Below are 23269 nucleotides of genomic sequence, written 5' to 3' on the forward strand. Positions count from 1 at the left end.
AAATTAACGGATGGAAAATTTTTTTCACTCATGTTTCTTAGAACAGTTAGTTGCATTAGTCAGTACAGTACAAACCTTAAAAAAATCTGCCCCAATAGGCTATAAAAAGAAAGCTCCCACAAAATTACTCGCTGCAATTAATAAAGTGATAACAGAACGAATTGCAGTCAACCCACTTGACCCAATTTTTTACCAAGGCAATACCTTAGGAACGAAACACAAACATTGGTTTCGGGCTAAATTTTTACAGCAGTTCCGTTTATTCTTTCGTTGCAGTGAAAAAGATAAAATCATCATTATTAGTTGGGTAAATGATTTCAGTACATTACGTTCATATAGTTCCAAAAATGATGCCTATCAAGTATTTGCCTCAATGCTAAGCCCTCCTGATGACTGGGAAACCTTAAGCCAAGAAGCAAAAATGGCAACAAAAGCCGTTGATCCTAACTCAGCAATAGGTTTCCTACTCAAAAATAACGATTAATGCCGATGCCTACGCCAACGGTTAAACATATGGCTAATATGGCGTAACTCTCCATCTCTTAGCATGCCAATAAACACACCAATAACCGTATAAATTACACCAAGTGTTAGCATCATAACGATATCCATCAACACCTCACTAAACGGCAATCCCATTTGGTTAAGGCCTGCCATGGCGTTTGTGGCCCATGTTGATGGCAATGCTGAAGCAATCATACGTACCCAATCTGGCATCGCTTGTAATGGCCAAATAGTGCCTGACATATAAAACACTGGCGTAGTGATAAACGCTAACGTTAAATAGATCATTTCAACACTGCGCAAGCATTCTGTTACCAACTTGCCTAGGCCAATAACCGCTAATAGGAACGGGAAGGTAAATATCCAAATTAAGTACAGCGGTGCTTCTTGCCGGAAGCCCAATACCCATGGCCAAAGTGCAAAAAAGACCGTAGATAAAAACAACCAAATGGGTATTAACGCAGATAATGCTCCCAAATAAACGGCTAAAGGCGGTTTACCTTTCGGTGTTGAACGGATCGCAATACTGACGCGCACACAAGCGATCAACAAGGAGTGCTGTAACAACATCACCAATAAACCTGGGAAAACAATGGCCGCAAAGCTGACTCCGGGGTTATACAACGGCTCAGTTTCACTGCGGACTGGGGTAATGATAACTTTGGCTTGTTCTTTGCTATAACCTGCTTTTGTTAGTAATTGCGTATTATAAGCGTTTAAAAGAGTTTGATATGCTTTTGAAAGCTCTTGTTGAATTTGGCCGCTAGCGAGGCGGTTAGTCGCATCACCATAGACAGGGACAGTAATGCTTTTACCACTTAGTAAATGCTGCTGAAAATCGGTTGGAATGATAATTATCGCAAATAATTTTCTAGCGATCATATCCTGACGAGCCTGCGCAAGGTTATCATAACCATGCAATTGTACTTTTGGCGTCGCGTCTAAATCACGGATTAGTTCGCGGCTAGCAGTGCTATGGTCCATATCAATCACGGCAACAGGCAAATCCCATAAAACAGGTTTTGCATAGACCAAACTCATCACGCACAATGAGACTAAAAGTAGTAGCCACATCGGCTTTTCTAACATACCCAGTAGCACTTTACGGAAAGTCGCAAAATAGACCGCCATTAAACTTCCCCTCCTTGAGTTGCAAGCCGCTTAACCAAGCGTTTACGAACTAAAAAGGCAATTACGACAGGGTAAATTAATAAAAACAAACAAACTTCTACAATTCGACCAAACGAAATTTCCCGTAAGAAAATATCGAACATTGCATTAAGTGTATGCGTAAGGGGTTCAATATTAGAAATAATTCGCGCGGGTAAAATCATCGATAATTCAGGCACAGCCATTCCTGAGAACGCTAAAGCGATACTCACTAGCATCCCTATTAAGCTATAAGCCATAATAGCACTAGAGGTAAAGCTAAATAGTAATACCCCAATACTTTGTGCCGCTATCACATAAAAGAAGCCTACCACCAGCATATACAATGGGTTACCCACCACTTTAGCATCAAAAATGGTCACGAGTGCAGCAAGTTCAATTGCCAACAATGTCGTGAAAAATAACGTATACGGGGCCATCTTCCCTAATAGGGCAGTAGCGAAAGGTTTAACGCTTTGTAAAGTGCTCCCTCGCGACATAGTATAAATAGTCGCTGTGACGACAAACAGCTGTAACATATGAATAGTCGCAGCAAACTGCTGGTAATAAATATAACTACCACTCGGATTGAACAAGCTGTCATAAGAAAGTGTCACTTGCGCCAACGGCGGTAGTGCTTTCCCCATCGACCTCGCCAGTTCTTGGCGATACTTTGCATTTAGCTCCGCAACTAAGCCGCTAAAGTCTTGAATTGCATAACTTCCCGATGCGTAAAATAAAGCGTTGTAGTACATACGCAGTTCAGGTTGGCGCCCTCTTAACACATCCTCTTCAAAATCATGGGGGATGTACAGTAATGCATAATCTTTTGAGCTGCCTAATCTTTTTAAGGATGTATTCAGATTGTCATCGATAGTTTTTACATCTGCGTGAGGGCCTGAATTCAAGTCGCGAATAATTTGCCGAGATACTGGACTATGGTTGTCATCTACCACTGACACAGGCAAATCCATCAGCGTTCCTTCTGAAAAGTTAGAACTCACCAACGTAAACAACATCAATGGAAACAACCAGCTCAACCAGTGAAAAACAGGGCTACGGATAGCCATTTTAGTTTCACGGCTAAAAGCATGCTCGAAGCCTTGCCAAGCGAACTTTAATTTCATGGCAACACCTTTTACTTATCCCAGTGCCATAGCACACTCATACCGGGCCGCAGCCCATCAATTGGCTCTAATGGATATAAACGAATTTCAAACGTTTTTAAATCAAAGTCACCAGTTGCACGGGTTGCACGCTTTGTTGCGTAATCACCTTTTGGTGCAATATAACGAACCTCAGCCTCAATCACCTTATTGCCTAATGCGGGCACATCAAGTTGAACTTTATCGCCTTTTTTCACATTGACTAAAATATCTTCTCTCAAGTTATAAATGAAATAAGCCTGAGGTAAGCGAATTAATGAAATTAACGGGCTGCCTGCATTGAATAGTTCACCTATTTCTGCTGGGATAGGGCCGACTTCACCGTCAACAGGCGCTCTAACTTGTAGGTCATCAACCTGTACTTGTAGCTCTGTAAGTTTTTGTTCTGCTTGATTCAGAGCTGCTTCGTATTGTTTTCGTAACTCAACACGATCCCCATTCTGCCCCTCTTCTAACCGAGCTTTTGCACCTTGTACTTGAGAATATGCAACATCTTTAGCTTTACGGGCATTATCAAGTTCATTTGCTGAAACATACCCTTTGCTTTTTAAATTACTCAAACGCGCATATTCGCGAGAAGCATTTTGATATTGTGAGTTTGCTTGCGCTAATGTGGCTTTAAGGTCCCGAATAGTCTCTGCTCGGGTCCCGTTAATCGATTGTTCGAGCTGAGCTTTTGCTTGGTCCCTTGCCGCTTTTGAGGCTTCGTATTGCGCTTGCAACTCAGGGCTTTCTAATGTTAATAAAAGCTGCCCTTGTTTGACATCGTCCCCACGCTCGACATGGCGTTCAACCACTCGCCCCTTCGCTTTTGAGGTGACAATAACTTCAGGTGCATCCACTTCTCCCTGCAACAATAAATATTGATTATGGGAATGAAAAAGTGCAGCTGCTGCTATTAAAATGAGCATCAGCAAAATCAGTACTATTGTTCTTTTTTTCATTATTTATGTGAACCTTAAATAATAACGGGGGAAACTATCATCCCTAGAGTATGACAAGAAAATTAAATACAGCGTTAATAAATTCGTGCGCAAGATCACGAAAAGGTAGGGCATTGTCTAATATTGAATCGATTTTTTTCTTATGTCAAATAATGATGAATGTCCTTTACTCAAATGTCGATTACTTAACCAATGACTTACGGTATAATCACTCGCCAAATAAAGACTAAAAATAGACGCTAAAGTGAATAACTCCCGCAATGTAAAATATAACGAGCCATGCTCTAAATAGTTCGCATTGTGGGTAGGCGACGAGGAAACGAGGCCCTAGGAGCATACAGTAGTATGTGACTAGGGCGAGATGACAAAGTCAACACCCCATAACGTGCACATGACGAGCCATGCTCTAAATAGTTCGCATTGTGGGTAGGCGACGAGGAAACGAGGCCCTAGGAGCATACAGTAGTATGTGACTAGGGCGAGATGACAAAGTCAACATCCCATAACGTGCACATGACGAGCCATGCTCTAAATAGTTCGCATTGTGGGTAGGCGACGAGGAAACGAGACCCTAGGAGCATACAGTAGTATGTGACTAGGGTGAGATGACAAAGTCAACACCCCCACAATGTGAAATATGACGAGCATGTACGAATTTGATTTAATATTACTCCTACTCCAGCAAATGTGCGTCTACCTTGTTATCGCATGGGCGCTCAGCCGCACCCCACTCGTCATTCCCTTATTGAAAGTCACTATCCGCTTACCCCACAAGGTGATGTGCTACCTGATTTTTTCCGTATTTTGTATTATCGGGACATATTTTGGCTTACATATCAATGATTCCATTGCCAATACTCGGGCAATTGGTGCGGTATTAGGTGGGCTACTTGGCGGCCCTGCTGTCGGGTTTGCCGTTGGTTTTACTGGCGGAATACACCGTTATTCATTAGGAGGGATGAGTGCATTTGCTTGCATGGTTTCGACCATTGTCGAGGGGCTCATTGGTGGCTTAGTCCATCGTTACTATATGAAACGTGGCGAAATTAATAAAATTTTTAACCCAGTTACTGCCAGTTGTGCGACTTTTGTAGCTGAAGTCCTACAAATGCTGATTATTCTATTACTTGCGCGCCCTTTCGATGAAGCCCTTGAGCTGGTGAGAAGTATTGTCGCACCGATGTTAGTCGCTAACACCATTGGTGCAGCCATGTTTATTCGTATTCTACTCGACCGACGCGCAATTGTTGAAAAATACACCACCGCTTTTTCCGCACAGGCCCTTAAAATTGCCTTAACGACCGAAGGTATTCTACGTAAAGGCTTTAATGCGGATAACAGCATGAAAGTTGCCAAAATTATTTACCAAGAACTGGAAATTGGAGCTGTTGCCATTACCGATCGCGAGAAAATACTCGCCTTTATTGGTATTGGGGCAGACCACCACCGACCTGGAACACCAATCTCATCGACACAATCAAGACAAGCCATTGATAATAATGAGGTTGTCTATGCCGATGGGAATGAAACACCGTATAAATGTTCCCTCAGCCCAACTTGTAAACTTGGCTCGGCACTCGTCATTCCCCTACGAGGCGAAAATGACCGAGTGATTGGGACCATAAAACTCTATGAAGCCAAAAATAGCCTATTTAGCTCAATCAACCGTACATTAGGTGAAGGGATTGCCAGCTTGTTTTCAGCTCAAATTTTGGCAGGGCAATACGAACGCAATAAACAATCGCTGCTACAATCAGAAGTAAAATTGCTCCATGCCCAAGTAAACCCTCATTTTTTATTTAATGTACTCAACACGTTGCAGGCCGTGATCCGCAAAGACAGCCAACAAGCGGGGCAATTAGTGCAATATATTTCGACCTTTTTCCGTAATAACTTAAAACGTCCGGAACAAAATGCCACTTTGGGAGAAGAAATTGAACATATCAATGCTTACTTACAAATAGAAAAAGCTCGTTTTCAAGAAAACTTACAGATTTACATCGACATTCCAGAGGAAGTTAAACATGTTGAACTCCCTGCATTTACCTTACAACCTCTTGTTGAAAACGCAATTAAACACGGTACCTCACAGTTATTAGAGACGGGATATATTACAATACGTAGTTATATCGGTAGCGAACACGTCTATATTGAAATTGAAGACAACGCAGGGCTCTACCAATCTGCGAAGCAAAGTGATGGCTTAGGGATGGGCTTGGTCGATAAACGTTTGCGTTTAAAATATGGCGAACAATACGGCATTAGCGTAGAGCATGAGCCAGAAAAATTCACACGAATGAAAATCCGCCTACCGTATTTGGCGGCACCATAATAATGATAATGTAACCCTATGAATGTATTAATTGTTGATGATGAACCACTTGCGCGGGAAAACGTCCGTTGCCTCCTCGAAGAACACGATGATATTGAAATCATTGGCGAATGTGCCAATGCGATAGAAGCTATTGGGATAATCCATAAAAAAAAGCCTGATGTGGTCTTTCTCGATATCCAAATGCCGCGCTTAACTGGCCTTGAAATGGTGCGCATGTTAGATCCTGAAGACCGCCCCTATATTGTCTTTCTAACCGCTTTTAATGAATTTGCTATTCAGGCTTTTGAAGAACATGCTTTTGATTATTTATTAAAACCCCTTGAGCCAGAAAGATTGGAGAAAACATTAAGCCGGCTCCGTCAAGGTAAACAAAAACAAAACCTTGAGCTACTGGGTAATAATGAACCACTTAAATTTATTCCGTGTACTGGTCATAGCCGTATTTATTTGATGAAACTCGATGAAGTATTGTATGCAACTTCTCGTTTGAGTGGCGTCTACGTCATGAGTACACAAGGGCAAGAAGGCTTTACTGAACTCACATTACGCACCTTAGAAACTCGTACACCGCTAGTGCGCTGCCATCGCCAATACTTAGTCAATATGACCCAATTAAATGAAATTTTATTTGGCGATAGTGGGCAAGCCGAGTTAGTGCTTAGCTCTGGCGAACGCATCCCCGTTAGCCGCCGTTACCTCAAACCACTAAAAGAGGCATTGGGTTTGGTCTAAATGGCTCTTCGACTTCTCACACATGCACTTGGTGTATAAATTAATAATAAATTTGTACATCAAAACAATTTTTCTATAAACAGAAACATAAGTTTAAAAAACACACAATACGTTATTCTGTATTCCGTGTTGTGTGTTCACCATTTATAGGAACAAAATATATCTAATACAATGTCGCAAAAAGCAGCACGTGAAGGCCTTGGTAACCCTGAGCTCTTTAAGGGGAGCGTTTTTGTAACAAAAAATGGGCAGTCCGAGCTTTTTATTCAAACTAGTGTGGAACGTGAAATAGAGCTAAAAGAAAGAGAAAGAGAGCGCCAAGCAAATGCACTGCTAAAATTGGTGATGGCAGCAAAAGATGATGTTAAAAATAAAAGAACCTTATCACCAGAAGAAACGCTAGAAAAATTACGTGCAGCAAGAAAATAATGAAAGGAAATTGTGATGGAACAACCATATACGCTCACCCTCGCAGAAACTGCATTATGGTCACTACAGGATGTAGAATCGTTTAAAAATCAATTTTATGAGTAGTATTCAAGCTGCAGCGTTTGTTGATGAGCTACTTTTATCATCCGTAAAAGCAACATCAGAAGATCCTAAACCTTATCGCCCAAATCAAATGTTAGCCGATAATGGTCTACTTATTCGAGAGTGAATCGATATAACTAACCAATATCGCTGTTTATATGAATTTGATAAGCAAACAAATAACGTCGTTATCCTACTTTTTATTAGCACAGCACAAGATTTAGAAAAAACGCTTTATCGCCACTATATACTTAAATAAAAATGACTAATAAAAAAACCCGCACTTCAAAGTACGGGTTTCGTTTTATTGGGATTAAACTCCCCAAAACCTAGCTATTACGCGTTATGGCTGCTGCTACGACGACGAGGTGCCGCATTAGCACCATCTTGGCGAGGTGCTGCATTGCCACGGTTACCACCGCCACGGCGTTCACCACCACCATTGCTACGACGCTCACCACCACGGTCATTGCGACGACCTGCACCGAAACCTCCCTCGCTACCACCTTCACGACGAGGACCACCACGACGCTCACCACCGCCACGACGCTCAAACGGTTGTGCATCACCAATCAGTTGCATTTGCATTGGTTTATTTAATACACGTGCACGGCTTAAGTGAGTTAACACTTCGCTTGGCATACCTTTTGGTAACTCAATGGTTGAGTGAGTACCAAACAGTTTGATATTACCAATATAACGGCTACTGATGTCCGCTTCGTTAGCAATCGCCCCAACAATATGACGAACTTCCACACCGTCATCGCGACCAACTTCGATACGATACATTTCCATATCGCCAACATCACGGCGCTCACGACGACCGCCACGCTCCCCACGCTCTGCACGGTCAAAACCATTACCATTGCTATTGCGGTCACGACGGCGATCATCACGGTCGTTGAATTCACGACGCGGACGACGAGGTGCATCTGGTGGTAGGATCAGGGCGCGTTCGCCTTGAGCCATTTTCAGTAACGCTGCTGCTAGAGTTTCCATATCAACATCTTCTGATGGAGACATTTTCGCTAACAGTGAACGATATTGGTCTAAATCGCTACTTTCTAATTGTTGCTGGATTTTTTCAGCAAATTTTTCCTGACGACGTTGACTTAACAAATCTGCATTTGGCAGTTCAACTTCAGGAATAGTCAGTTTCATCGTACGTTCAACGTTACGTAACAGGCGACGCTCACGGTTCTCAACGAACAGTAAGGCACGGCCCGCACGACCTGCACGGCCAGTACGACCAATACGGTGAACATAAGACTCAGCATCCATAGGGATATCATAGTTAACGACTAAGCTAATACGCTCAACGTCTAAACCACGAGCTGCCACGTCAGTCGCAATCAAGATATCTAAACGACCATCTTTCAGGCGCTCTAATGTCTGCTCACGCAGAGCTTGGTTCATGTCACCATTCAGCGCTGCGCTGTTATAGCCGTTACGCTCTAATGCTTCTGCGACTTCTAATGTTGCATTTTTAGTACGGACGAAAATAATCGCCGCATCAAAATCTTCTGCTTCTAAGAAACGAACCAACGCTTCATTTTTACGCATACCGTAAACAGTCCAGTAGCTTTGAGCAATGTCAGGACGTGTGGTAATGCTTGCCTGAATACGAATCTCTTTAGGTTCTTTCATAAAGCGACGCGTAATACGGCGAATTGGCTCAGGCATTGTCGCAGAGAACAATGCGGTTTGGTGCTCTGCTGGAATTTGGCCCATGATGTTTTCAACATCTTCAATAAAGCCCATTCGTAGCATTTCATCAGCTTCGTCTAAGACTAAGCCTTTTAATTTAGAAAGATCTAAAGTACCACGCTTCAGATGGTCAAGAAGACGGCCAGGTGTACCCACAACGATTTGTGGACCTTGGCGTAACGCGCGCAATTGCACGTCATAACGTTGGCCACCGTATAGAGCAACGACGTTAACGCGGCTCATATGTTTAGAGAAATCGCTCATCGCTTCAGCTACCTGAACAGCCAACTCACGAGTTGGTGCCAGAACTAAAATTTGCGGAGCTTTTAAATCTGGGTCAATGTTTTGCAGTAATGGCAAACTAAATGCAGCGGTTTTACCACTACCGGTTTGTGCCATACCTAATACATCGTTACCATCCATTAACAATGGAATACATTGTTGCTGGATTGGTGATGGTTTTTCGTATCCCAGGTCGTTCAGTGCTGTCAAAATAGATGCTGATAAACCTAAATCAGCAAAAGAAATATCGGTCTCAGTAGTCATGTAAAGGTGCCTCATACATAATGGCAGCCAGTTTACATAACCATGCGAAAATCATTTCGGTCATTTTCATTTAAAATGTGAACTGGCTCAAATTGTGTTTATTAAACGAACAAATAGGCCGTCACCCCGAGGGATGATGACTTAAAAATTAATCATGAAATGTTCGTCAGCTATTGCTGGCCCGATTCTAAAAGGTCGTCTTGTTCTTGGCCTAACAGCGCCAATTCCAACAATGCATAGCGGTGTTCAACAAAGCTGTGAGCGTTGTTAGCTACCGTCAGTTTGAATAACGCAACTGCGCTATTCTTATCCCCCAGACTTAGGTAATGCTTACCTAAATAGAAGTTAGTTTCACTGAGATGCTCAGCGAGCGAAGTGTTATCCGTAGACGTTTCTTTCAAACGCTCCATCAATGTTGTTTCATTGATATTGCCAAGATAGAATTCTACGATATTCCAGCCCCATTGCCCTTTCTCCGCTTGGTTGTAACGAGCAGCAAGATTATCTTGTGCCGTACGCGGGTCTATGTCTTTTTCTACAAGATAAAGCCATAAAACACGAAAAGGATCATTTGGATCTATCTGATAATACGCCAGCAGATCATCCTGCGCTAGTTTGTACCGTTCACCGTAATATAAAGCGATGCCACGATTCATCCGCGCGAAATTGTAAGTTGGATCAAGCTCTAAAACAGAATCAAACGCTTCATAGGCAGCATCATAGTTCCCTGCCTGCGTAAAATATATCCCTAAAAAATTAAAAACTTCAGGAATATCAGGACGTATGGCTAACGCAGTTGAAAAATCATTACGCGCCAGCGCCCTTAAACCTAGACTATCATACAACACACCGCGCTCATATAAAAGCTGTGCGTATTCGTCATCGGTTAAAGACCGGCTCGCAAGGATTTGTTCCATACGAGCCAATATCACTTCTTGTTGCAATGAAGGTTGAAGTGGAACGGCAAAAACCTCGTTCTTTCGCCAATCTTTGCTGCTACATCCAATAATAACAAAAAAGATAAGCGCCAAGAGCACACGCGGTAACGTGCGATAATCTCTTACCCGAAGACAGATACTGTTCAACATACTCCGCCCTTACATTACCACGCATTTACAACAAATTATGGTTTCAGCAAATTTAGGCTGATAGCGCTCTAAACAAATAGAGCGCAGCTAGGTCAACTTATTCTGCTGAGTCCTGAGGTTGCGAACTTGGTTCCTCAGTTGCTACCGCTTCTTTCATGCTAAGGCGGATACGGCCTTGACGGTCGATTTCTAATACCTTAACTGGGACTTCTTGACCCATTTGCAGATAATCAGTCACTTTCTCAACACGTTTATCTGCGATTTGAGAAATGTGTACTAAACCTTCTTTACCGCCACCAATAGCAACGAATGCACCAAAGTCAACGATACGAGTCACTTTACCTGGGTAAATACGACCAACTTCAACTTCAGCAGTAATATCTTCAATACGGCGAATGGCTTCTTTCGCCTTGATACCATCAGTTGCAGCAATTTTCACTGTACCATCATCTTCGATTTCAATCGTAGTGCCTGTTTCTTCCGTTAATGCACGGATGACAGAACCACCTTTACCGATGACATCTTTAATTTTGTCTGGATTGATACGAATCGTATAGATACGTGGTGCAAATTCAGAGATTTCTTCGCGAGGACCATTAATAGCTTGTTCCATCGTCCCCAAGATGTGCAAACGTGCGCCTTTCGCTTGGTTCAGAGCAACCTGCATAATTTCGCTGGTAATCCCTTCGATTTTGATATCCATTTGCAGTGCACTGATACCATCACGGCTACCGGCAACTTTAAAGTCCATATCACCTAAGTGGTCTTCATCACCTAAAATGTCAGATAGGACAACAAAATCGTCACCTTCTTTCACCAGCCCCATTGCAATACCAGCAACAGCAGCTTTAATTGGCACACCTGCATCCATTAATGCGAGTGAAGCGCCACAGACAGAAGCCATAGATGATGAACCGTTAGATTCAGTAATTTCAGATACAACACGGACAGTATATGGGAAATCTGCGTGATCTGGCATTACAGCTAACACACCACGTTTCGCTAAACGACCATGACCAATTTCACGACGTTTCGGTGAACCTACCATACCAGTTTCACCAACAGAGTATGGAGGGAAGTTATAATGGAATAAGAAACGGTCAGTGTATTCGCCCATTAACTGGTCGATAACCTGTGCATCACGCTCTGTACCTAAAGTTGCAGTTACCAGTGCCTGAGTTTCACCACGTGTGAACAATGCAGACCCATGAGTACGTGGCAGAACACCAGTACGCACATCAAGTGCACGAACCATGTCTTTTTCACGACCGTCAATACGAGGTTCACCACGGATAACACGGCTACGTACAACTTGTTTTTCTAAGTTACCTAAAATATCAGCAACTTCAGAAACATCAACGTTTTCATCTTCAGCGACTAATGTAGCAATGACTTCATCTTTGATTAAATCAACTTGCGCGTAACGTTCTTGTTTCTCAGTAATGCGGTAAGCATCACCCATACGGCTTTCTGCTAATGCCGCAATGCGGTCATTTAATGCTTGGTTAACTGGCTCTGGCTGCCAATCCCATTTTTCTTTACCTGCTTCTTTGACCAACTCATTGATGTTTTGAATAACAATTTGTTGTTGTTCGTGGCCAAATACGACCGCACCTAACATTTGTTCTTCGCTTAACAAGTCAGCTTCAGATTCAACCATTAAGACCGCGTTATTGGTACCTGCAACCACTAAATCTAAACGGCTGTTTTTCAGCTCATCAGCTGTTGGGTTAAGAACATATTGGTCATTGATAAAACCAACACGAGCAGCACCGATTGGGCCATTAAATGGCGTGCCAGACAGCGCAAGAGCTGCAGATGCACCGATCATCGCAACGATGTCAGGGTTAACTTGTGGGTTAACAGACACAACTGTAGCAATGATTTGAATTTCGTTTAAAAAACCTTCTGGGAACAGAGGGCGCAGTGGACGGTCAATTAAGCGTGCGATTAACGTTTCGCCTTCACCAGGACGACCTTCACGACGGAAGAAACTCCCTGGGATACGGCCTGCTGCGTATGTACGTTCTTGATAGTTAACAGTTAAAGGGAAGAAATCTTGACCTTCTTTAACTTTCTTCTGAGCAACCGCAGTAACAAATACCGCAGTGTCATCCATGTTAACCATAACAGCGGCTGTCGCTTGACGCGCCATCATTCCCGTTTCAATCGTAACGGTATGTTGACCATATTGGAATTTACGAACAATAGGATTTAACACAATATTACCCTTTTTGTAAGGCTATCTGAGCATCTCGGATAGCATTGGCTTATTCTTCCTACAGCCTCGCGACTAATGAGAAGATTGATATTCAAGTCATCAATGTTCTCATTAGCCGCGCGAATCGGATGTAGCGAAGAGGCATTATTAAAACAACTAATTACAAACCATAGCTTAACATTTAAGTTAAGAACAATTCGAGTATTACTTCAACTTTCAAAATAACTTTTAGAAGAAAAGGGGCCTGTGGCCCCTTTTCTCTGAAACTGACTCTACTCGTCATACTTCAAGTTGCAACGTTGTTGACTACACTCACTCGTACTAGTCACATACTGATGTACATTCCTAGCCACTCACTCATTGGTCGCCTAGCCGCAACTGGAATTATCTAGAGTAAGATTAGCGGCGCAGACCTAAACGCTCAATCAGAGCAGTGTAGCGTGCGATATCTTTACCTTTCAAGTAAGCTTGTAAGCGACGGCGTTGTGCAACCATACGCAACAGACCACGACGGCTGTGGTGATCTTTTTTGTGCTCTGCAAAGTGGCTTTGCAGATGGTTGATTTGTGCAGTCAGCAGAGCGATTTGTACTTCGCTTGAACCAGTGTCATTTTCACCGCGGCCGAACTCAGCAACGATTTTAGCTTTCGCTTCATTACTTAGAGACATAATAAACTCCAAAATGATTAATGTAAGTGATGAGAGCCAATCTCTAATTTAGCATCTCAAGATTAAGCGCCGCTATTCTACGCTGCTTATAACAGCAAAGCAATAAGCGCCACTATGCGGATTGTTCATTTTCCACAACCAAACGCTTTGGTGCCACACGGCCATCTTCGCTAATCAGAGCAATACCGATAAAACGCTGCTCTTCACCGCAAGTCACTCGGACCATGTCCCCTTCAATGAGACCTTCAACATTCGCCCTAACAGGTTGACCCTGTTTAAAGTAAGCCGCTGTTTCTTCAGTAATATTGATAGCTGGGAAATGAACAACTGCGGTATCCATTGGCAATAACAAGCTATCCAGTAATGATTCAAAAGAACCTTCTCCTGCATCTACTTGTGCCCGCAAAGCGGCTAATTGCTCTAATGTTACCATGCGCTCATATGGGTAATTAGCGACTTGAATACGCCGTAGATAAATCACATGAGCGCCACAGTCTAACATTTCGCCTAAATCATCAACAATAGTACGAATATAAGTCCCTTTCGAGCAATGAATTTCCAGTTCTAACTCATTATTTTCTAAACGAATAAACTGTAGTTCATACACAGTAATTGGGCGGGCTTCACGCTCAACCGTAATCCCTTTACGTGCATATTCATACAATGGACGACCTTGGTGTTTTAATGCGGAATACATCGAAGGTACTTGCAGTGTATCGCCTAGGAAAAACGCTAAGGCGTCATCTAACTGTTGCGGCGTAAACTCAACGTTACGCTCGCTGATGATTTCGCCATGAGAATCCGATGTATCAGTACGTTGACCTAAACGAGCTACTACACGATAACGCTTATCTGAATCGAGTAAAAATTGGGAAAACTTCGTTGCTTCACCAAGGCAAACGGGCAACATACCTGTTGCTAACGGATCAAGCGCCCCTGTATGCCCAGCTTTATTAGCATTAAAAAAGCGCCGCACTTTTTGCAGCGCATCATTAGAAGAAATATCCGTAGGTTTATCCAGCAGCACTACACCGTCGATATCACGGCCGCTACGACGACGCCCCATTATTTTTCCTCTTTATCATCTGCATCAGCACGACGTTTTTCATCATCGCGAATGACATTCGAAACGAGGTTAGACATACGCATACCATCAACCAAAGAACTATCATAAGAGAATGTCAGTTCAGGAATAACACGTAAGCGCATGGCTTTACCTAATAAAGAACGAATAAAACCTGAAGCTTCATTCAGCGCTTTAATGCCTTCTTTTACCATATCAGACTCATGTTCTTCATGAGAGATATTTAAAAACGTAACGAATACTTTACCGTATGCCAAGTCCCTAGACAGCTCAACACCAGAAACCGTTGCCATACCAATGCGAGGATCCTTCACTTCACGTTGCAAAATGATTGCAATTTCTTTTTGCATTTCTTGTGCAACGCGCTGAGAACGACTGAATTCTCTTGCCATTGTTCTATCTCCTGACAAATTGGGGGGCTAAGCCCCCCAATGGAAAATAAAGTATGAAGATATTTACCCGATTCGCTTTATAACAAAGTGATATTACGGGTATCTATAAAATTAACCGTCGATCGAACGCTTAACTTCAATAACTTCGAAGACTTCAATCATATCGCCGACACGAACATCGTTGTAGTTCTTAACACCGATACCACATTCCATGCCGTTACGAACTTCAGCAACATCATCTTTAAAGCGACGCAGAGACTCTAACTCACCTTCGTAGATAACCACGTTGTCACGCAGTACACGAATTGGGTTATTACGCTTGATGGTACCTTCTGTAACCATACAACCTGCAACAGCACCAAATTTCGGTGATTTAAATACATCGCGGACTTCTGCAAGACCAATGATTTGTTGTTTGTATTCAGGTGCCAACATACCGCTCATTGCTTGTTTGATTTCATCAATCAAGCTATAGATAACGGAATAGTAACGTAAATCAACGCTTTCACTTTCAATGACACGACGCGCAGATGCATCTGCACGGACGTTAAAGCCAAGAATGATAGCATTTGATGCCGCTGCCAATGTTGCATCTGTCTCAGTGATACCACCAACGCCAGAACCGATGATTTTAATTTTAACTTCATCAGTTGACAGTTTCATCAGAGAGTCAGTGATCGCTTCACAAGTACCTTGAACGTCAGTTTTCAGCACGATATTCAGTTCAGAAACTTTACCTTCTTCCATGTTCGCAAACATATTTTCCAGTTTAGATTTCTGCTGGCGCGCTAATTTAACATCGCGGAATTTACCTTGACGATATAGAGCAACTTCACGGGCTTTTTTCTCATCACGAACTACTGTCGCTTCATCACCAGCAGATGGGACGCTTGATAGCCCCAAAATTTCAACTGGCATAGAAGGGCCTGCAGATTGAACTTCTTTACCTAATTCGTTACGCATTGCACGAATACGGCCATATTCAAACCCACATAAGACGATATCGCCTTTGTTCAGTGTACCTTCTTGAACTAAGATAGTTGCCACTGGGCCACGACCTTTGTCTAAGTAGGATTCAACAACAACACCGCTTGCCATTCCTGCATAAACTGCTTTCAGTTCTAAAACCTCAGCTTGCAGTAAGATAGCATCCAGTAGGTCATCAATGCCTGTACCTTTCTTAGCTGATACGCTAATGAACTGAGTATCACCACCCCAATCTTCGGAAATAACACCGTATTGAGATAACTCATTTCTGACGCGGTCTGGATCAGCTTCTGGCTTATCGATTTTGTTGACTGCAACCACAATTGGTACACCCGCTGCTTTCGCATGCTGAATAGCTTCAATTGTTTGTGGCATAACACCATCATCGGCAGCAACAACAAGGATAACGATATCTGTTGCTTGAGCTCCACGAGCACGCATAGAGGTAAACGCGGCGTGACCTGGGGTATCTAAGAAGGTAATCATACCTTTATCGGTCTGTACGTGGTACGCACCGATATGCTGAGTAATACCACCGGCTTCACCTGATGCCACTTTCGTTGAACGAATGTAGTCAAGTAAAGACGTTTTACCATGGTCAACGTGACCCATAATAGTAACAACTGGTGCGCGTGGTTCTTGTAATGCAGAGCCTGTATCACGGTCATTCATTACCGCTTCTTCTAGCTCATTTTCACGACGCAGAATAACTTTGTGACCCATTTCTTCTGCAACAAGCTGTGCAGTTTCTTGGTCAATCACTTGGTTGATAGTCGCCATAGCGCCCATCTTCATCATTGTTTTGATGACTTGAGAGCCTTTAACCGCCATTTTATTAGCAAGTTCGCCTACAGTGATCGTTTCACCAATGATAACATCGCGGTTTACCGCAGCAGCTGGCTTAGTAAAGCTTTGCTGTAAGGAACTGCCTTTACGTTGTTTACCTTTAGTACGACCTGAACGACCTGCTGCACGCTCTTCTTCGCGATCAGCTTTCTCTGAAAGCTTGTTACCTTTTTTCTGGCGAGGTGCTTTAGCGGTACGGTTACGAGAACGACGGCCTTCTTCTTTCGCATCATTTTCATCTTCAGCGGCACGAGCGTGCGTAGAAGTGGTTGTATGATAATCGCTGTCTTCTTCAGTTTTAGTTTCAGCCGTCCATTTTTCGCCATTTTCTTCAGCCATTTTACGGGCTTCTTCAGCAACACGACGCGCTTCTGCTTCAACTTTACGTTGAGTTTCTTCTTCAGCTTTGCGTTTTAGCTCTGCAGCTTCAGCTTCACGGCGTTGTTTGTCGGCATTAGTTTCAGACGATTTGCCTGCTTTTTGATGATTTTCGCTTGGTTTCACTTTTTCTCTTTCCGCTGCTTCGCGCGTAGCTTTATCTGCTGCTTCACGTTTTGCTTTATCTTCGGCATCACGTTTTGCGTTTGCTTCTGCTTCGCGTTTTGCAGCTTCTTCTGCTAATCGCTTAGCTTGTGCTTCACGTTGTGCCAGTTCTTCAGCTTCGCGCTGTGCCTGCTCTTCCGCTTCACGCTGTGCCTGCTCTTCCGCTTTCGCTTCTTCAGCGTCACGGTTCACATAAGTGCGTTTTTTGCGGACTTCAACATTTACCGATTTGCTTTTGCCACCGGTGACCGGAACACTCAACGTACTACGAGTTTTACGTTGTAGTGTTAACTTACTTGGCTGACCCGCCGCCCCGCCTTGTTCGCGGTTTAGGTGGTTCAGTAAAGCTTCTTTTTCTGACTGGCTAACAGAGTCATTCTCACTTTTTTTGATCCCTGCTTCAGCAAATTGCTGTACCAGGCGATCAACTGTGATTTGAATTTCCGTTGCCAATGTTTTTACAGTTTCTGTCATGCCGTTCCTTCCTGCTACAGTGTTTACGCATCGTTACCGAACCAGCAAATATTACGTGCGGCCATGATGAGCGTACCTGCTTTCTCATCATCCAGACCTTCAATATCAATCAGGTCGTCGATGCCCTGCTCAGCAAGATCTTCCAGTGTACAGATTCCACGAGTAGCCAAGTTATAGGCAAGAGTACGATCCATACCGTCAAGATTCAACAAATCTTCTGCTGGCTGATTATCACCTAGGCTCTCTTTTTGAGCCAACTCAATTGTGGTGAGGGCAGCTTTCGCTCTTTCACGTAGAACTTCAACGGTATCTTCATCAAGACCGTCAATTTCCAGAAGTTCATTAATAGGCACGTAAGCCAGTTCTTCTAACGTAGAGAAGCCTTCTTCAACAAGTGCAGTGGCGAACTCTTCATCAATATCAAGATGCTTGGTGAATGTATCAATAGAAGCATGTGCTTCTGCCTGATGTTTTGCATTTAGCTCTTCTGCGGTCATGACATTCAGTTCCCATTTGTCATCACCACGGTGTTTTTTCAGCAACTGAGCAGCTAGACGAACGTTTTGACCGTTACGCCCTATTGCTTGTGCCAAGTTACTGCTTTCTACGGCAACATCCATCGTGCATTTGTCTTCATCGACGACGATAGATGCAACATCAGCCGGAGCCATTGCATTAATAACGAACTGAGCTGGGTTATCATCCCATAACACAATATCGATTCTCTCGCCGCCTAACTCACTAGAAACGGCTTGAACTCGCGCACCACGCATACCAACACAAGCACCAACTGGGTCGATACGTTTATCGTTAGTTTTTACAGCGATTTTTGCACGAGAACCTGGATCACGCGCAGCGGCTTTAATTTCAATAATTTCTTCGCCAATTTCAGGCACTTCAATGCGGAATAATTCAACCAACATTTCCGGGCGAGAACGCGTAACAAAAAGTTGTGCGCCGCGAGCTTCAGGACGGACATCATACAGGACTCCGCGTATGCGGTCACCTGGGCGGAAGTTTTCACGTGGCAACATATCTTCACGCAGAATAACCGCTTCAGCGTTATTACCTAAGTCTAACGTGATGTTTTCACGGTTAACTTTCTTCACTTGAGCAGTGATAATTTCGCCTTGTTGCTCACGGAATTGGTCAACAACCATAGCACGTTCAGCTTCACGAACTTTCTGAACAATAACTTGTTTTGCAGTTTGTGTTGTAATGCGGTCAAACACAACAGATTCGATCTGATCTTCAACATACTCACCTAGTTGCAGTGCAGGGTCTTCGTATTGCGCTGCTTCTAATGTGATTTCGCGAGTTGGCATTGTCACTTCATCGACAATTAACCAACGACGGAACGTATCAAAATCACCGGATTTACGGTCAATCTCAACACGAACATCGATTTCTTGCTCATATTTCTTTTTGGTTGCCGTCGCTAATGCCGTTTCCAGAGCCTCGAAGATTTTTTCACGAGGGAGGGATTTTTCGTTAGAAACCGCTTCTACAACAGCCAGAATTTCTTTATTCATCCTAGTTGCCTCATTGAACTTTATTAAAAGTGGGGTACCAAGTTAGCTTTCTGGATGTTGCCGAGGGCGAACACCTCATCCTTACCATCTACAGTAACCGTAATCATTTCACCGTCTACGGCTTTGATAATTCCTTGCCATTTACGGCGGTTCTGCATTGCTATACGCAAAGTTAACGCCACCTCTTCACCAACAAAACGCTCGTAATGAGCGACTGTGAATAATGGGCGCTCAAGCCCAGGTGACGATATTTCAAGGTTATAAATAACAGAAATTGGATCTTCGACATCCAATACTGCACTAACCTGATGGCTGACATCAGCACAATCGTCAACAGTGATGCCTTCTTCACTATCAATGAAGACACGCAGTGTCGATGTGCGACCACGGACAAACTCTAAGCCAACAAATTCAAAGCCTAGCGCCTCCACAGGTGCTGAAATCATCTCTGTTAATTGCTGTTCTAATGTGGACAAGCCCACCCCCAGACATAAAAAAAGGGCTATAAAAGCCCAGTTAATTCGATTGTCAAATAACAAAAAACCCCGAAATTCGGGGCTTTATGCAACTGGACCCTGTAGTGCACGGGTTCACCATATTCTTATTATACCTGCAAAGTCTAGAGAAATCGATGAGAAATTTTGGGAGCTATTAGATAACTACACTTGATTGCTACATCTGACAACAACTCTGACTACGATACTGACAAGGTATGTTGAATAAGAAATGGTTGCGGGAGCCGGATTTGAACCGACGACCTTCGGGTTATGAGCCCGACGAGCTACCAAGCTGCTCCATCCCGCGTTCGAAAACGTGACATATTCTACACTGATAACTCGTAAACTACAAGCTATCAAAATAATGGTGCCGAGGACGGGACTTGAACCCGTACGCCCGTTTTGTAGGCACTACCACCTCAAGGTAGCGTGTATACCAATTTCACCACCTCGGCACTGAGGCGAGGTTATCAATTTAAAATCAATAACCTCAAATTTTTAACTTCTTACTCATTTCTGAGCTTACTACTCAATGATGACAATAACTGCCTTCATTCGGAATCTTTAACACTTAACGAGGAATATCGCTCGTTGGTGTAGCTGGTGCTGCCGGCACGTCTGTTGGTTGCTCGACTTTCGCAGGTTCACTAATGTTTTCCCACTTACTACCACTACCAGTTCCATACTTATTTGCAGTCATATTGCCAAGTATTAAACTGATGATGAAAAACACAGCAGCCAAGATTCCAGTCATACGAGTCATGAAGTTACCTGAACCCGATGAGCCAAACAGTGTTGCAGAAGCACCCGCACCGAATGATGCACCCATGTCAGCACCTTTACCTTGCTGTAACATAATCAGAGCAATAAGCCCGATAGCTGCTAGCAGGAAAATAATTAAAAGAGCTATGTACATTTGAGTTACCTATTCAGTTACGGTGCATAGCCTAATGCTATGACCTTTATCACTGCACACCCGCCCAATTCCCCGCAAAAGGACACTCTTACAGGATTGAGCAGGTGCGAATACTACCCAAAGCTGAGCCGACAAGCAAGTCTATTTTAAACTCTATCGATTATTTGCGGAAAAAAACAACAAATTTTCGAAATATTGCTCAGCTTTATTTATTACAATCAACCTGCGGCTTTAACTGCATCCGCAATACGATTCGCCATTGCAGTTACATCCGCTTCATTTTCGCCTTCAACCATGACACGAATTAACGGCTCTGTACCCGATTTTCTGAGTAACACGCGGCCTTTACCTGCCAGTTGCTTTTCAACTTCTTCATTAGCAGCAATAACCCCCTCATTTTGTAGAGGGTCGTGTGTGCCTTTGAACCGAACATTAACCAGCACTTGAGGTAATAATTTCATACCACTACATAAGTCATGCAAACTCATATGGTTACGTACCATAGCGCTCAAAACTTGTAGGCCAGCAACAATACCGTCACCCGTGGTGGTTTTATCCAGTAAAATTACATGGCCTGAGTTTTCCGCGCCCATGCGCCAGCCTTTTTCCTGTAATTTTTCGAGCACATAGCGGTCACCCACTTTAGCTCGTTCAAATGGAATGCCTAACTGTTTCAGGGCTATTTCTAAGCCCATATTGCTCATTAATGTACCGATTACCCCGCCTTTTAATTGACCTTGGCGTAGAGCTTCTCTAGCGACAATAAATAAGATTTGGTCGCCATCCACTTTTTCGCCCATATGGTCAACCATGATAATACGGTCACCATCACCATCAAACGCTAGGCCGACGTCTGCTTTTTCTTCTAATACTTTTTGTTGTAGTTGTCGAACATCAGTAGCGCCGCATTCTTCATTGATGTTGATCCCATTCGGGTCACAACCAATAGTAATGACTTCCGCACCTAACTCACGAAATACATTGGGGGCAATGTGATAAGTCGCACCATTAGCACAGTCAATAACGATTTTTAGGCTGGATAAGCTTTGCTCATTTGGGAACGTCCCTTTACAGAACTCAATATAACGCCCAGCAGCGTCTACAATCCGATTAGCGCGACCCAATTCTGCTGATTCGACACAAGTGATCGGTTTTTCCATTTCAGCTTCAATGGCTTCTTCGACTTCATCAGGTAACTTAGTCCCATCAATTGAAAAGAATTTGATGCCATTATCATAATAAGGGTTATGGGAAGCGGAAATAACGATCCCCGCTTCAGCGCGGAAAGTACGTGTTAAATAAGCCACCGCTGGCGTCGGCATTGGCCCTGTAAAAGATGCTGATAGCCCAGCGGCCGCTAGCCCAGCTTCTAGAGAAGACTCCAGCATATAACCAGAAATACGCGTATCCTTACCGATAATAATTTTACGTGAGCCATGACGCGCAAGGACTTTCCCTGCTGCCCAACCTAATTTTAAAACGAAGTCAGGAGTAATTGGGCTATCACCCACTTTGCCACGGATACCATCGGTACCAAAATATTTACGCTCACTCATACGCTTACTTTTCCTTTTCTGACAGAGTCATCTGTACCACTTGCATCGCTTGCACTGTTTCTTTGACATCATGAACTCGAATGATGTGCGCTCCTTGCATTGCAGCAATAACTGCGCAAGTAAGGCTGCCTGCGAGACGCTCTTGAGGTGGAACATTCAATAATTGCCCAATCATAGATTTACGTGACATACCTGCCAATAGCGGTAGTCCGAAATTATGAAATTGTTCTAAGTTTGCCAATAATTGATAATTATGCGACAAGTTTTTACCAAACCCAAAGCCTGGATCAAGGATAATTTGCTGCCTATCTATTCCAGCATTCACACAACGTGCAATTTCGGCCTCTAGATAGTCTTTAACTTCGCGCACAACATTCTCATAATTTGGGGCGGCTTGCATTGTTCGTGGCTGGCCTTGCATGTGCATAATACACACAGGTAACCCAGTTTGAGCAGCAACGTCTAATGCTTCCGGCTCATGAAGTGAGCGAATATCATTAATCATATGCATCCCTGCCTTTGCCGCTTCAGACATCACTTGCGCTTTCGAAGTGTCAACAGAAATCCACACATCAAAACGTTGGGCAATAGCCTCTACTACAGGGATCACCCTATCGAGTTCTTCGCTAACAGAAACTTCAGCTGCCCCAGGACGAGTTGACTCACCACCAATATCGATAATGGTTGCCCCTTCTTGCACCATCCTAGCTACATGCTCTAATGCATCATGATAACGATTATGAGTGCCACCATCTGAGAACGAATCAGGAGTAACATTCAGAATCCCCATCACTTGCGGTGTGGATAAATCAAGGACACTGCCTCTCGCTTTGATTTGCATTGTTATTTT

Annotated in this window: 20 protein-coding genes and 2 tRNA genes; 5 read left to right on the plus strand and 17 right to left on the minus strand. The window is 43.4% G+C overall.

All coding sequences use genetic code 11. The features are described 5' to 3' along the window. Positions 1-10 precede the first annotated feature (10 nt). Positions 11-484: a type II toxin-antitoxin system YhaV family toxin gene (locus ACHB7C_RS15160; protein ID WP_395347772.1), complete on the plus strand. Its 474-nt coding sequence runs from the start codon at positions 11-13 to the stop codon at positions 482-484. Here the strand turns inward: ACHB7C_RS15160 and ACHB7C_RS15165 are convergent. Genes ACHB7C_RS15165 through ACHB7C_RS15175 form a run of 3 tightly spaced genes read right to left on the minus strand, consistent with a single transcriptional unit; the run spans position 481 to position 3763 of the window. Then, the gene (locus ACHB7C_RS15165; protein ID WP_129466607.1) at positions 481-1635 is read right to left on the minus strand and encodes an ABC transporter permease; all 1155 of its coding nucleotides are present in this window, start codon (positions 1633-1635) and stop codon (positions 481-483) included. The two genes, ACHB7C_RS15160 and ACHB7C_RS15165, sit on opposite strands and share 4 nt — an antisense overlap. After that, positions 1635-2780 carry an ABC transporter permease gene (locus ACHB7C_RS15170; protein WP_042845732.1) on the minus strand — a complete coding sequence of 382 codons (1146 nt, stop codon included), beginning with the start codon at positions 2778-2780 and terminating at the stop codon, positions 1635-1637. The genes ACHB7C_RS15165 and ACHB7C_RS15170 overlap by 1 nt, the downstream gene beginning before the upstream one ends. A gap of 11 nt (positions 2781-2791) precedes the next feature. Continuing rightward, a complete protein-coding gene (locus ACHB7C_RS15175; protein ID WP_042845733.1) occupies positions 2792-3763 on the minus strand; it encodes an HlyD family secretion protein in 972 nt (323 codons plus the stop codon). A 646-nt stretch (positions 3764-4409) separates the two neighbouring features. On the opposite strand from ACHB7C_RS15175, the gene ACHB7C_RS15180 reads away from it, so the two are divergent. The 4 genes from ACHB7C_RS15180 (at position 4410) to ACHB7C_RS15195 (ending at position 7488) form a co-directional block, all read left to right on the plus strand. Further along, positions 4410-6095 (plus strand): sensor histidine kinase, encoded by a 1686-nt coding sequence (locus ACHB7C_RS15180; RefSeq protein ID WP_048605862.1) that lies wholly within the window; start codon positions 4410-4412, stop codon positions 6093-6095. Between the two features lie 18 nt (positions 6096-6113). Continuing rightward, positions 6114-6830 carry a two-component system response regulator BtsR gene (gene btsR, locus ACHB7C_RS15185; protein WP_042845734.1) on the plus strand — a complete coding sequence of 239 codons (717 nt, stop codon included), beginning with the start codon at positions 6114-6116 and terminating at the stop codon, positions 6828-6830. 159 nt (positions 6831-6989) lie between these two features. Beyond that, entirely contained in the window at positions 6990-7259 is a 270-nt protein-coding gene (locus tag ACHB7C_RS15190) for a hypothetical protein (protein ID WP_395347861.1), read from the plus strand. Between the two features lie 97 nt (positions 7260-7356). After that, positions 7357-7488 carry a hypothetical protein gene (locus ACHB7C_RS15195; protein ID WP_264403010.1) on the plus strand — a complete coding sequence of 44 codons (132 nt, stop codon included), beginning with the start codon at positions 7357-7359 and terminating at the stop codon, positions 7486-7488. Positions 7489-7697: 209 nt separating this feature from the next. Here the strand turns inward: ACHB7C_RS15195 and ACHB7C_RS15200 are convergent, their stop codons facing one another. From ACHB7C_RS15200 to folP, 14 genes are all read right to left on the minus strand, one after another. Next, complete coding sequence (locus tag ACHB7C_RS15200; RefSeq protein ID WP_395347777.1) at positions 7698-9614, minus strand: DEAD/DEAH family ATP-dependent RNA helicase; 1917 nt, start codon at positions 9612-9614, stop codon at positions 7698-7700. A 170-nt stretch (positions 9615-9784) separates the two neighbouring features. Beyond that, a complete protein-coding gene (nlpI, locus tag ACHB7C_RS15205) occupies positions 9785-10702 on the minus strand; it encodes a lipoprotein NlpI (RefSeq protein ID WP_225833090.1) in 918 nt (305 codons plus the stop codon). Positions 10703-10799: 97 nt separating this feature from the next. Then, complete coding sequence (pnp, locus tag ACHB7C_RS15210; RefSeq protein ID WP_272692679.1) at positions 10800-12923, minus strand: polyribonucleotide nucleotidyltransferase; 2124 nt, start codon at positions 12921-12923, stop codon at positions 10800-10802. A gap of 399 nt (positions 12924-13322) precedes the next feature. Then, a complete protein-coding gene (gene rpsO / locus ACHB7C_RS15215) occupies positions 13323-13592 on the minus strand; it encodes a 30S ribosomal protein S15 (protein WP_004905890.1) in 270 nt (89 codons plus the stop codon). A gap of 112 nt (positions 13593-13704) precedes the next feature. Next, entirely contained in the window at positions 13705-14658 is a 954-nt protein-coding gene (gene truB, locus ACHB7C_RS15220) for a tRNA pseudouridine(55) synthase TruB (RefSeq protein ID WP_395347781.1), read from the minus strand. Then, positions 14658-15068 carry a 30S ribosome-binding factor RbfA gene (gene rbfA / locus ACHB7C_RS15225; protein ID WP_042845738.1) on the minus strand — a complete coding sequence of 137 codons (411 nt, stop codon included), beginning with the start codon at positions 15066-15068 and terminating at the stop codon, positions 14658-14660. Before rbfA ends, truB begins: the two co-directional genes overlap by 1 nt. Positions 15069-15179: 111 nt before the next feature. After that, a complete protein-coding gene (infB, locus tag ACHB7C_RS15230; protein WP_042845740.1) occupies positions 15180-17918 on the minus strand; it encodes a translation initiation factor IF-2 in 2739 nt (912 codons plus the stop codon). Between the two features lie 23 nt (positions 17919-17941). Then, entirely contained in the window at positions 17942-19450 is a 1509-nt protein-coding gene (gene nusA, locus ACHB7C_RS15235; RefSeq protein WP_042845741.1) for a transcription termination factor NusA, read from the minus strand. A gap of 23 nt (positions 19451-19473) precedes the next feature. Then, a complete protein-coding gene (gene rimP, locus ACHB7C_RS15240; protein WP_042845961.1) occupies positions 19474-19926 on the minus strand; it encodes a ribosome maturation factor RimP in 453 nt (150 codons plus the stop codon). Positions 19927-20177: 251 nt separating this feature from the next. Beyond that, positions 20178-20254: transfer RNA gene (locus ACHB7C_RS15245), tRNA-Met, on the minus strand. A 58-nt stretch (positions 20255-20312) separates the two neighbouring features. Further along, a tRNA-Leu gene (locus ACHB7C_RS15250) sits at positions 20313-20402 on the minus strand. A gap of 116 nt (positions 20403-20518) precedes the next feature. Next, entirely contained in the window at positions 20519-20863 is a 345-nt protein-coding gene (gene secG, locus ACHB7C_RS15255; protein ID WP_042845742.1) for a preprotein translocase subunit SecG, read from the minus strand. Between the two features lie 218 nt (positions 20864-21081). Beyond that, entirely contained in the window at positions 21082-22419 is a 1338-nt protein-coding gene (gene glmM / locus ACHB7C_RS15260) for a phosphoglucosamine mutase (RefSeq protein ID WP_048605844.1), read from the minus strand. 4 nt (positions 22420-22423) lie between these two features. Beyond that, positions 22424-23260, minus strand: a complete 837-nt coding sequence (gene folP, locus ACHB7C_RS15265) for a dihydropteroate synthase (RefSeq protein ID WP_071548692.1) — start codon at positions 23258-23260, stop codon at positions 22424-22426. Positions 23261-23269 lie beyond the last annotated feature (9 nt).

The organism is Providencia sp. 2024EL-00732, from assembly GCF_044006275.1.
Taxonomy (GTDB): domain Bacteria; phylum Pseudomonadota; class Gammaproteobacteria; order Enterobacterales; family Enterobacteriaceae; genus Providencia; species Providencia huashanensis.